General features: G+C 44.5%; 14 protein-coding genes and 1 pseudogene. 13 read left to right on the top strand and 2 right to left on the bottom strand.

What is annotated here, in order from left to right:
* From KIH43_RS06010 to tatC, 10 genes and pseudogenes are all read left to right on the top strand, one after another.
* Positions 1-282 (top strand): annotated as a pseudogene (locus KIH43_RS06010) (imidazoleglycerol-phosphate dehydratase); the annotation flags it as partial.
* A gap of 49 nt (positions 283-331) precedes the next feature.
* Positions 332-988, top strand: a complete 657-nt coding sequence (gene hisH / locus KIH43_RS06005) for an imidazole glycerol phosphate synthase subunit HisH (protein WP_297718777.1) — start codon at positions 332-334, stop codon at positions 986-988.
* 19 nt (positions 989-1,007) lie between these two features.
* Positions 1,008-1,769: a 1-(5-phosphoribosyl)-5-[(5-phosphoribosylamino)methylideneamino]imidazole-4-carboxamide isomerase gene (gene hisA / locus KIH43_RS06000; protein WP_297718774.1), complete on the top strand. Its 762-nt coding sequence runs from the start codon at positions 1,008-1,010 to the stop codon at positions 1,767-1,769.
* Complete coding sequence (gene hisF, locus KIH43_RS05995; RefSeq protein ID WP_296967183.1) at positions 1,769-2,527, top strand: imidazole glycerol phosphate synthase subunit HisF; 759 nt, start codon at positions 1,769-1,771, stop codon at positions 2,525-2,527. Before hisA ends, hisF begins: the two co-directional genes overlap by 1 nt.
* A gap of 67 nt (positions 2,528-2,594) precedes the next feature.
* The gene (hisI, locus tag KIH43_RS05990; protein WP_296967252.1) at positions 2,595-2,978 is read left to right on the top strand and encodes a phosphoribosyl-AMP cyclohydrolase; all 384 of its coding nucleotides are present in this window, start codon (positions 2,595-2,597) and stop codon (positions 2,976-2,978) included.
* An 18-nt stretch (positions 2,979-2,996) separates the two neighbouring features.
* On the top strand, positions 2,997-3,398 hold the full coding sequence (locus KIH43_RS05985; protein ID WP_297718770.1) for a phosphoribosyl-ATP diphosphatase: 402 nt from the start codon (positions 2,997-2,999) through the stop codon (positions 3,396-3,398).
* Positions 3,399-3,412: 14 nt separating this feature from the next.
* On the top strand, positions 3,413-3,769 hold the full coding sequence (locus tag KIH43_RS05980) for a histidine triad nucleotide-binding protein (RefSeq protein ID WP_296967177.1): 357 nt from the start codon (positions 3,413-3,415) through the stop codon (positions 3,767-3,769).
* Between the two features lie 25 nt (positions 3,770-3,794).
* Positions 3,795-4,016, top strand: coding sequence for a Sec-independent protein translocase subunit TatA (gene tatA / locus KIH43_RS05975; RefSeq protein WP_297718767.1), 222 nt, complete (start codon positions 3,795-3,797; stop codon positions 4,014-4,016).
* Positions 4,017-4,064: 48 nt separating this feature from the next.
* On the top strand, positions 4,065-4,541 hold the full coding sequence (gene tatB / locus KIH43_RS05970; protein ID WP_296967174.1) for a Sec-independent protein translocase protein TatB: 477 nt from the start codon (positions 4,065-4,067) through the stop codon (positions 4,539-4,541).
* Positions 4,542-4,565: 24 nt separating this feature from the next.
* Positions 4,566-5,339, top strand: a complete 774-nt coding sequence (gene tatC, locus KIH43_RS05965; protein WP_296967171.1) for a twin-arginine translocase subunit TatC — start codon at positions 4,566-4,568, stop codon at positions 5,337-5,339.
* On the opposite strand, the gene KIH43_RS05960 is transcribed toward tatC, so the two are convergent.
* On the bottom strand, positions 5,336-6,796 hold the full coding sequence (locus KIH43_RS05960; RefSeq protein ID WP_297718762.1) for a tetratricopeptide repeat protein: 1,461 nt from the start codon (positions 6,794-6,796) through the stop codon (positions 5,336-5,338). The genes tatC and KIH43_RS05960 overlap by 4 nt on opposite strands.
* A 208-nt stretch (positions 6,797-7,004) precedes the next feature.
* On the opposite strand from KIH43_RS05960, the gene KIH43_RS05955 reads away from it, so the two are divergent.
* On the top strand, positions 7,005-8,186 hold the full coding sequence (locus KIH43_RS05955) for a porin (protein ID WP_297718759.1): 1,182 nt from the start codon (positions 7,005-7,007) through the stop codon (positions 8,184-8,186).
* 353 nt (positions 8,187-8,539) lie between these two features.
* Here the strand turns inward: KIH43_RS05955 and mscL are convergent, their stop codons facing one another.
* Positions 8,540-8,962, bottom strand: a complete 423-nt coding sequence (gene mscL, locus KIH43_RS05950) for a large conductance mechanosensitive channel protein MscL (RefSeq protein WP_296967163.1) — start codon at positions 8,960-8,962, stop codon at positions 8,540-8,542.
* Positions 8,963-9,101: 139 nt separating this feature from the next.
* Here mscL and petA point away from each other — a divergent pair, with 139 nt between their 5' ends.
* Positions 9,102-9,704 (top strand): ubiquinol-cytochrome c reductase iron-sulfur subunit, encoded by a 603-nt coding sequence (gene petA / locus KIH43_RS05945; protein WP_297718756.1) that lies wholly within the window; start codon positions 9,102-9,104, stop codon positions 9,702-9,704.
* Between the two features lie 10 nt (positions 9,705-9,714).
* The gene (locus KIH43_RS05940; protein WP_296967159.1) at positions 9,715-11,115 is read left to right on the top strand and encodes a cytochrome bc complex cytochrome b subunit; all 1,401 of its coding nucleotides are present in this window, start codon (positions 9,715-9,717) and stop codon (positions 11,113-11,115) included.
* The last annotated feature ends 90 nt before the right edge of the window (positions 11,116-11,205 follow it).

The raw sequence follows: 11,205 nt of genomic DNA, 5'->3' as shown, positions 1-11,205 counted from the left end.
TCTCGGGTCGTCATCGACTTCTCTGGTCGTCCTGGTTTGGAATTTAATGTTCCATTCACGCGTGCTCGTGTTGGCGAGTTTGATGTGGATCTGAGCATTGAGTTCTTCCGCGGTTTTGTAAACCATGCGGGAGTGACCTTGCATATAGATAACTTGCGCGGCATTAATGCGCATCACCAAATTGAAACGGTCTTCAAGGCATTTGGGCGTGCATTGCGCATGGCTTTGACGATTGACCCACGTGCTTCTGGTGCGGTTCCCTCTACTAAAGGCAGCCTCTAATCTAGATTTTCTAGTTGCCCTTTTGATCACTGCAAAGATAGGTTAAATTTTGGCGCAAACTATTGCGATCGTTGATTACGGAATGGGCAATCTTCGCTCTGTCTATCAGGCATGTCATCATGTAGCTCCCAATGACAATGTACTGATTGCACATCAGCCTGAAGAGATTCGTGCTGCCGATCGCGTTATCTTGCCTGGACAAGGCGCCATGCCTGATTGCATGAAGCATCTTGAGGACTCAGGTCTACTAGAGGCTTTACTTGAGGCATCCAAAAACAAACCACTGCTGGGAGTTTGTGTTGGGGAGCAGATGTTATTCGATAAAAGTGCAGAAGTGCGACCTAACGAAGAATGGACGCCATGCTTGGGTTTGATTCCAGGTGAAGTGCTGCGCTTTAATCTTGCTGGTAAAAAACAAGCCGATGGCTCAGCATTTAAAGTGCCACATATGGGCTGGAATCAGGTGCGACAAGATCAGTCGCATCCAATTTGGCGCGGGATTCCTGATCTGACCAGTTTTTACTTTGTGCACAGTTACTATGTAAAGCCACAACGTAAAGACGATATAGCTGGCTCTACAGAATATGGAGAATGGTTTACTTCTGCTGTTGCAAGGGATAATATTTTTGCAACACAATTTCATCCAGAAAAAAGCGCAGAATATGGATTAAAGCTGTACCAAAATTTTGTTTCTTGGCAACCTTAATGATGTTGAATGTTCCACTATGCTGCTGATTCCTGCAATTGACCTCAAAGATGGTCACTGCGTTCGTTTAGAACAAGGTGACATGAATAAAGCCACTGTTTTTTCTGAAGATCCTGGTGCGATGGCTGCTCACTGGATTAGCAAGGGTGCCAGACGTTTACACCTGGTGGATTTGAATGGCGCGTTTGCCGGAAAACTCAAGAATGAATCCGCGATTAAGTCGATTTTGAAAGCAGTCGGCGATGAGATACCTGTTCAACTGGGCGGCGGTATTCGTGATCTAGAAACTATTGAGCGTTTGCTAGATGATGGCATCAGCACAGTCATTATTGGCACGGCAGCAGTAAAAAATCCGGGGTTCGTGCAAGATGCTTGCACTGCTTTCCCAGGTCATGTCATGGTAGGCCTTGATGCACGTGATGGCAAAGTCGCAACTGATGGGTGGAGCAAAATTACTGGACATGAAGTAATTGATCTTGCTAAGAAATTTGAAGATTGGGGTGTAGAAGCAATTATCTATACCGATATTGGGCGCGATGGCATGCTCAAAGGCGTGAATATCGAAGCTACGATTAAATTGGCGCAAGCAATTCGTATCCCGGTGATAGCTAGTGGCGGTCTATCTAACAATAAGGATATTGATGCTCTTTGTCGGGCAGAAGAAGAAGGTGTAATGGGCGTTATTGCAGGCCGCTCAATTTATTCAGGCGATTTAGATCTTGCGGCCGCTCAAAAATATGCCGATGAGCTAACTCTCAAGTACAAAAAGAATCTTATCTAGTGCTAACCAAAAGAATTATTCCCTGCTTGGATGTTACGGCAGGACGCGTAGTTAAAGGGGTGAATTTCGTGGGGCTCCGAGATGCTGGGGATCCCGTTGAAATTGCCAAGCGGTATGACACGCAAGGCGCTGATGAGTTGACATTTTTAGATATCACAGCAACATCTGATGGGCGAGATTTAATTTTGCACATCATTGAAGATGTTGCATCTCAAGTATTTATTCCTTTGACTGTTGGTGGCGGAGTGCGCGCGGTAGCCGATGTTAGGCGTTTACTTAATGCCGGTGCTGACAAGGTAAGTATGAACTCTTCGGCAGTCGCAAATCCAGATTTAGTCTCTGATGCGGCAGCTTATTACGGCTCTCAATGTATTGTGGTTGCAATTGATGCTAAACAAACTGAGCGTGGAAATTGGGAAGTGTTTACTCATGGTGGCAGAACCCCTACTGGAATTGATGTTGTGAAGTGGGCAACAGAGGTGGCCAATCGAGGTGCAGGTGAAATTTTGCTAACCAGCATGAATCGAGATGGTAGTAAGGATGGTTTTGATTTGGCTCTGACGGCCGCAGTAAGCGATGCAGTCGCTGTGCCTGTCATTGCATCAGGCGGTGTTGGTAACTTACAGCATTTAGTCGATGGCATTACCCAAGGCCATGCAGATGCGGTCTTAGCGGCAAGTATTTTTCATTATGGCGAATACACTGTCCAGCAGGCTAAAGAATATATGGCTGCGCAGGGAGTGCCAGTTCGTATTTGAGGTCAATTCACGGTAAAGTTCAGTTATGACCAAAAATCAAAATCAGTCTAAAAGTACTTTTACTCCGATGCAGTCCTTGCAGGCAGGATCATGGTTAGATGCCGTGGCATGGAATGAGCAAGGTTTGGTGCCAGTCATTGCACAAGAATTTGGTAGCAACGACATTTTGATGATGGCTTGGATGAACCGTGATGCGTTGTTGGCCACTTTGCGTCTAGGTGAGGCAGTGTATTGGACACGCTCGCGCCAAAAACTGTGGCATAAGGGCGAAGAATCCGGTCACACTCAAAAGGTGAGAGAAATTCGTTTAGATTGCGACGGAGATACGATTTTGCTCATTGTTGAGCAAAAAGATGGCATTGCTTGTCACACCGGCGAGCACAGTTGTTTTTTTCAGCAATGGGATTCCCATGCTGCCGCTTGGGTGGATGAGTCTCAGGTAAAAAAATAAAAGACATAAAATACTTCCATGAGTAGCCCAATCAATAAATCTTCTAATTTAGATTCTGCTTTGGCCCATTTGGCTGATGTTGTGGATCAACGCCGAGATGCATTTAAATCAGGTAACGCTGATCCCAAGACGTCCTATACAGCCTTGCTGTTTTCTAAAGGTGATGATGGCATTCTGAAAAAGATTGGCGAGGAAGCAACCGAGACTGTAATGGCGGCTAAGGATCTTCGCGCCGCCAACTTGGCTCATGATCAGCAAAAGCTATTCGTTGGAGAAATGGCAGATCTTTGGTTTCATTGTTTGATTGCACTTTCGCAGTATCAATTGCGCCCTGAGGATGTGATTGGTGAATTAGAGCGTCGCCTCGGAACTTCAGGTATTGAAGAAAAAGCAGCAAGAAAAGCGGCTAATAAAGACTAAAAACTAGAAAAAGTATGGCTCACGATCCCAACTGCCTTTTTTGCAAGATTTCTCAGGGCTTAATTCCCTCCTCAAAAGTGTATGAGGATGAGGAGATCTATGCGTTCAAAGATATTAATCCAGCAGCTCCAGTCCATTTTTTAATGATTCCAAAGAAGCACATACCCATGCTGGAATCAGCAGAGAGCGCAGATGCCCCTTTGCTAGGTAGAATGATGGAATTGGCGCCTCGTCTTGCTAAAGAACAGGGCTGTCGACCTGGAAAGGATGGCGGCTTTCGATTGATGGTGAATAACGGGGCAGATGGAGGGCAGGAGGTTTACCACCTGCATCTGCATGTGATGGGCGGGCCGCGCCCGTGGAAAAAGTGATCTAAGGATTGCAGGGAGATAGAAAATGGGTTCATTTAGCATTTGGCATTGGTTAATCGTTTTGGTCATCGTGATGTTGGTATTTGGAACCAAAAAACTACGCAACATCGGCCAAGACTTGGGCGGCGCAGTGAAGGGTTTTAAAGATGGCATGAAAGCATCTGAAGAGCCTAAAGAGCAGATTTCGCAAGGCACTACATCCGCTGATAAAACAGTTGATGTGGCGGCAAAAGACGTTCATAAATAATTCGTCTTATTTGTTCATTGCGCAAAAAGAAATTCATGCGGTCTTTCAATGATTGATTTAGGGGTTTCAAAACTTGCGCTGATTGCGGTAGTAGCTTTGGTGGTCGTTGGACCAGAGCGCTTGCCTAAAGTCGCTCGCATGGCCGGTAACTTATTCGGTCGAGCGCAGCGCTATATGGCTGACGTTAAATCTGAAGTCAATCGACAAATGGAGATGGAGGAATTTAAAAAACTCCGCGAAGAAAGCGTCTCCGCATTTAAAGATGTTGAAAGTAGTATTACTTCCGTTGCTAATGAGGCGAATGCGAATTTAAGCGATCAAGCGGATACGTTTCAGAGTCATTTTGAACCGTTGCCTCTTGATGAGAAGGAAGTGCTACTTAAGTCAAAGCGTCAGGGTAAAGATAGCTGGGGTGTTAGGCGCGCCGCTAGGCCATTATGGTTTAAGCGTTCAGCTGGAATACGTACTCGTGTGCAGTCTGGTGCGGCGCGGATGAAACGTTTTCATCACAGTTCCAGCAAATAACATTAAACACTTTCAGCAGATTTCATGACAGAAAATCAATCGCCTGAAGATTTAGGCCAGCAAGAATCCTTTTTATCGCATCTTTTTGAATTACGTGATCGCGTAGTTAAATCTGTTTTAGCCATTATTGTGGTTTTCGTTTGTCTGGTGTACTGGGCTCCAGATATCTTTCATCTATTCGCACAGCCCCTGCTACAAGCACTGCCTGCTGGTGGGAAGATGATTGTCACTGATGTGACGGGGTCATTCTTTGTGCCTATGAAAGTGACCATGTTGGTTGCTTTTCTTATTGCATTGCCGGTTGTGATGTATCAGTTATGGGCTTTCATTGCTCCTGGTTTGTATCTTCATGAGCGTAAATTGATTTTGCCCTTGGTAATTAGTAGCTATACCTTATTTCTGATTGGCATGGCTTTCGCCTATTTTTTAGTTTTCCCAACAGTATTTAAATTCATGGCAAGTTATAACGCCCCATTGGGTGCGGAAATGTCTACTGATATTGATAACTACTTGAGTTTTGCTATGACCACTTTTTTGGCGTTCGGAATTACTTTTGAAGTTCCAGTGGTCGTTGTGGTATTGGTTCGCATGGGGATTGTTTCATTAGCCAAGCTCAGAGAAGTTCGACCCTATGTCATCGTTGGCGCATTTGTAATTTCTGCAATCGTTACACCACCAGACGTGCTTTCCCAATTATTGTTAGCCGTTCCAATGACTTTGCTTTATGAGTTGGGCTTGCTGATAGCGCGACTTTATGTGCCCAAGGTAACAGAGGAAGAAGCAACACCTACGCCTTAAGCAGGTTCAGGGTCCTTCTGGGGCGTCGCACTTCTAGCAAAAGAATCGGTGAGCCAATTTGTAACCTGATCGAAACGATAGCGACGCTGTCGCAAGTTCCCTTCAACATCTTGTCCGGCGCTGGCAAATACCTTGCCTGCAGCCAAAAGGGCGCGTCGTTGTTGAATGGTTTCAATTTGAATCAAGCGCGGCAATATTTTGGGTAGCTCCCAGCGAATATCCACCACCACGCAATGCTCATGCTGTAATTGACCTACTTCTGATAGCAATAATTCGGCTTTGCTGAAATGAAATTGATTGGCCACGATAATGCGATGACATAGCAAGAGCCAGTCTTCACTCAATTTATGTTCTGCATGATGATTTAATGCTTGTTCAGCAAATCGAGCGAGATCGTACCAATCATTTTTTTGAGGATCGGGATGGCTAGCTAAAATTTTGCTCAGTAGTGTTTTTGCCTCAGCAACTCCTTGTTGTTGCGCCTGCCAAATCCAGTAGGATGCTTGTAAGCCACGCACTTTTTCTTCAATCTTTTCACGTTTGCGCCAAAGATTAGCGCCCTTTCGATATTGCGCATCAGGGTGACCAAGGTCTGCTGCTTTATCAAAGCAGCGATCGCTCTCTTGAGCGTTATATCCCGAAAATTGAGGGCGACGATAAATTTCACCGAGTGCGAACCAAGCATCGCGATCCCCATCTTTGGCTGCAAGTTCTAACCAGTACGCGGCTTTTTTTAATGAGGCATTTGATTTTGTATCAGAGGAGCCATCTAATTGAGCCAAGCGTAATCCGAGAGTCAGTTTTGCTTTGGTAAGGCCAAGCTCAGCTGCTTGTAATAATGCATCCTCATTTTCTTGTTCTAACCAGGTAGACCACAGGGAAGAAAGCACTTCATTTTTTGGTTGCAATTGAATCAATAGTTCTTTTGCTTGCGCTGCGTATACAGAATCACCCTCAGCGAGTTCTTTTAAGTATTGTTTTGCGAGAGTTTGGAGCGCATGAAAGTCTTGATGGAAAAAAGGATCTCTAAAAGAGGGCCTCATTTTTGTAAACCAATGCATGAGTTGCGATTGCAGCTCTTGATTGCGAGGGTTGACCAACAAATTGGCTAATTGCCACTTTGCTGATAGAACATTGCTAGGGTCATTTTCAGACTGCACTATTTTCCAGAATGATTCCCAGCCAAACTGGAAAGACGGGGAGGAAAAGGTTTCTGCCAGAGGAAGTTTGGCCATTAAGCTAAAGATATGAGGGGGCTCGGTTATTTCAGATGAACTCCCCACGCTATTGTGGGTTTGGGCGGCTAAAAAGGATTTCTCTAGCCAAATCAAAGCATTAGAAGGTTGTATAGGTGTTTTGAATGCGCCAGTCAGGTAGGCTTCCGCCAACTTTTGTTGCGCCAAAACATCACCAAGACGGGCTGAACTAAGGATTTTTAAGAATTCGCGGCTTGCCATATGACAATTTTGGCATTGCATGGCCTCAAAAGACAGAAAAGACACTCTTTGTTGCCGAGATACAACGAAGAAAGCCAAAAAACTACCTTTTGACAAGCAAAAAGAGTCGCTAAATACCCTGACCCCCAGTCTAGCCATGCAAAGCTAGGAAAATTCTCTAGTCCCAGCTTTATTTGGGCATTACTTTCAATTTATGGAGATTTACAGAATGAAAAAATCGCTATTAGCAGTTGCAGCTATGACAGCTTTTGCTGGCGCAGCTCAAGCACAGTCCAGCGTTACTATCTACGGTATCTTGGACGTTGGTTACATCAACCAAAAATCTGATGGTGCAGGCGCATCAGCCACAACTAAATCAAATAACAGCTTTATCGGCCAATCTGCTGAGCAGACCAGCCGTTTAGGTTTTAAAGGTACTGAAGATTTGGGCGGTGGCTCATCTGCTTTCTTCACTGTTGAAACACAGTTGAACCCTAACTCAGCTACAGTTTCTACATGGAACAATCGTCAGTCATTTGCTGGTTTGAAAAAGAATGGCATTGGACAAGTTACTTTGGGTACTCAATACACCCCAATCTTTACTACAGCAGTTGCAACTGATCCAGGTCAATTTAACAATATGCCTGGTAACGTAGTCTACGCTTCAAGCATTGCTGGCGGCGCTGCTAATCCTGGTACAGCTTCTTATGCATCTACTAGCCAGCCTGGCAACACAACCGATGCTTTCACAGTTCGTACATCAAACACAATTAAGCTCCAGTCCGATAAGTTTGCTGGCGCTTCTTTGGGTGTAATGTACACACAAAACGGCACAACAACCACTCCTGCAACTACTGGCGAAACCAAGAATAACTACACTGGTTGGGGTGTAAACATTGACTATGCTTGGAACAAGCTATACATCGCTGCTGCAATGCAACGTTTGAAGTCTGACAATTTGTCACCTACAACCACATTAACCTCACCAACTCCTTCAGCTTGGATTAATGCAGGCGGTGGTGTTAACACGCAAGATAACCAAGCTTACGTTGGTGCTACTTATGACTTCGGTATCCTCAAGGCTTACTTGCAGTACGTTAGCCGTAAAGATACAAGCACTTTGAACACAAACTACTTTGCTAAGCGTTCTGCACAGCAAATCGGTGTACGTTCATACATCACTCCAACAATCGAAGGTTGGGCTTCATGGGGTAACGGTAAAGTTACTTCTTGGGGTGCTTCTTCACCAAACGCAAACTTTGTTGCATGGCAAGCTGGTTTGAACTACTACTTGTCTAAGCGTACAAACTTGTACGGTATCTACGGTGCTAACAACTTAAGCTCTGCTTATCCTGTTAACCCAGCTGTAAATACCAGCGCATTTGCATTGGGCGTACGTCACACTTTCTAATTTAACGCTAGCGTAAGCTAGCTTAGATTTAGAACTTAAGTGGTACCTAAACCCACTGTGGAAACACAGTGGGTTTTTTATTTGCTGTTTTGCTGACTTTATTAGAAATTTAATAAAGATTTGATAATTGGAAAGAATATGAAAAAAATCAAACTCTTTGGGCTATTAATCTTAGCCAAGTTTGCTCTTAGTGGATGCTTGGCTAGTAGCACATCCCCCATAGGAGTTAATTGTATTCCTGGAACGCCTTTTCAGGATTTGCCTTTGGGGTGTATTGGGCGTTAGCAATGCCTTGATCGGTGTCATGCCCCGAAATTAAAAGCCCACTAAGTTTTCACAGTGGGCTTTTGCATTTATTTTCTCAGACTATCGCGAATTTCTCTGAGCAACACAATGTCTTCAGGCTCTGGCGGAGGCGGTGGGGCATCAATCGTGCGTATCTTGTTGACTACCTTCACCATTTGGAAGATGACAAAAGCCAAGAGAATGAAGTTAATGGAAATGGTAATGAAATTGCCGTAGGCAAAGATCGGAATTCCTGCTTTTTTGAGTGCGTCGTAGGTTCTGGGTACGCCCTCTGGAACATGGCCTAAAACAATAAATAAGTTTGTAAAGTCAATATGACCACCCAAAAGGGTGGAAATCACTGGCATAACGATGTCATTGACTAGCGAGTCCACAATCTTGCCAAAGGCTCCGCCAATAATGACACCTACTGCTAAGTCAATCACATTGCCTTTGACGGCAAAATCCCGAAATTCCTTTAAAACGCTCATATTCAACCCTCTTTTTTTGCCCTAATTCAGATTAACCCTAGATTAACCCCATAACTTTCTTGCTTACCTTACTTTTTACTTTAAAATCTTACCTTTAAGCAATTTCTACACATAAATACCCTTTCTAGGAATTTTGTAAATGAGTGACAAGCCCTGCATGGATAAAGATCGCCGTAATTGGTTGATCGCAACATCGGCGGTTGGTGGCGTAGGCGCGGCCGCAGCCCTTTACCCTTTTGTTGATAGTTTTCAGCCTTCCGAGCGTGCTAAAGCCGCTGGCGCTGCTGTTGAAATCGATATCACTGGTATGCAGCCAGATGAAATGAGAACTGTAGAGTGGCGCGGTAAACCAGTATGGGTCATTCGTCGCACACCGGAACAAGTTGCAGAGCTTTCTAAAATTGATAGTGAATTGGCTGATCCAAATTCATTGCGTGATCCAGCTCAATTTACACCTCCTTATGCTCAGAATCAGTGGCGCTCAATTAAGCCAGAGTATTTGGTAGTTGTTGGTATCTGTACTCACCTTGGTTGCTCTCCAACCGCGAAGTTTGAGGCAGGCGCACAACCATCTTTGCCAAATAATTGGCCAGGTGGCTTCCTTTGCCCACGCCACGGCTCAACTTTTGATATGGCAGGTCGAGTATTTAAAAATAAACCCGCACCAGACAACCTTGAAGTGCCGCCACATATGTATTTGAGCGATACCAAGATTTTGGTTGGCGAAGACAAGAAGGCCTAAGGAGAGATAGATGGCATTTCAAGAAAAACAAGTTCCTGCGGACGCTCCAGTAGCACAAAAGGTTTTAGCTTGGGTTGATTCACGTTTCCCTCTGACGGCTACTATCAAAGGGCACCTTACTGAGTACTACGCTCCAAAAAATCTGAATTTTTGGTATTTCTTTGGTTCATTAGCAATTGTAGTTTTGGCTTTACAAATCATTACCGGAATCTTCTTGGTAATGAACTACAAACCAGATGCTGCTAAAGCATTTGAGTCTGTTGAGTACATCATGCGCGAAGTGCCATGGGGTTGGATGATTCGTTATTTGCATTCCACCGGCGCTTCCATGTTCTTCGTGGTCGTGTATCTCCATATGTTCCGTGGTTTGATCTACGGTTCTTATCGCAAGCCACGTGAACTCATTTGGATTTTTGGTTGCGCAATTTTCTTGTGCTTGATGGGTGAGGCATTCTTTGGTTACCTGCTCCCTTGGGGTCAGATGTCCTATTGGGGTGCCCAAGTGATTGTGAATTTGTTCTCTGCTATTCCATTCATCGGACCAGATCTGTCCTTGTGGCTACGTGGTGATTATGTAGTTGGCGATGCAACACTAAACCGCTTCTTCGCATTCCACGTAATTGCTATTCCATTAGTATTGATTGGCTTGGTTGCGGCGCACATCATTGCTTTGCATGAAGTTGGCTCAAATAACCCTGACGGTATCGAAATTAAAGAAAATCTCGATGCCAACGGTAAGCCTGTTGATGGCATTCCATTTCATCCTTATTACACCGTACACGATGTGTTTGGTCTTGGCGTGTTTTTGATGATTTTTGCTTGCATCGTGTTTTTCGCCCCTGAAATGGGCGGCTACTTCTTGGAAGCAAATAACTTTATTCCAGCAAATCCACTGCAAACACCTCCGCATATTGCGCCGGTTTGGTATTTCACGCCTTTCTATTCCATGTTGCGTGCAACTACAACAAACTTCTTGTTGCCTCTATGGATTTTCTTGGCGGTGATTTTGGGTATGTTTGCTATTTCTTCGGATGACAAAAAAGTAAAAGGCGCTTGTGCTGCAATTGCAGTGGTGTTAGCAGCAGGCTTTTACATGTTTGATGCGAAGTTCTGGGGCGTGGTCATTATGGGCGGTTCTGTAGTGATTATGTTCTTCTTGCCTTGGCTTGATCACTCTCCTGTGAAATCGATTCGCTATCGTCCGCAGTTCCATAAATACATTTATGGTGTGTTTGTGGTGAGCTTTATTATCTTGGGCTACCTTGGTATACAGCCACCATCCCCAGTATTTGAGAAGATTTCTCAGGTTTGCACGATTTACTATTTGGGCTTTTTCTTAGCGATGCCGTTCTGGAGCAAGCTTGGCACATTCAAGCCAGTTCCAACTCGCGTTACTTTTAAGGCTCATTAATTCACGCTTGAGATATCAGCAAAGAGAAATTAGGAACTAGTATGAAACGAATTCTGCAAACTTTAATGGGTGTCTGCCAAGCAACACTCT

Origin of the sequence: Polynucleobacter sp., from assembly GCF_018500155.2 — a bacterium.
In the GTDB taxonomy this organism is placed as follows: Bacteria; Pseudomonadota; Gammaproteobacteria; order Burkholderiales; family Burkholderiaceae; genus Polynucleobacter.
This window is presented reverse-complemented; position numbering and strand designations above follow the sequence as displayed.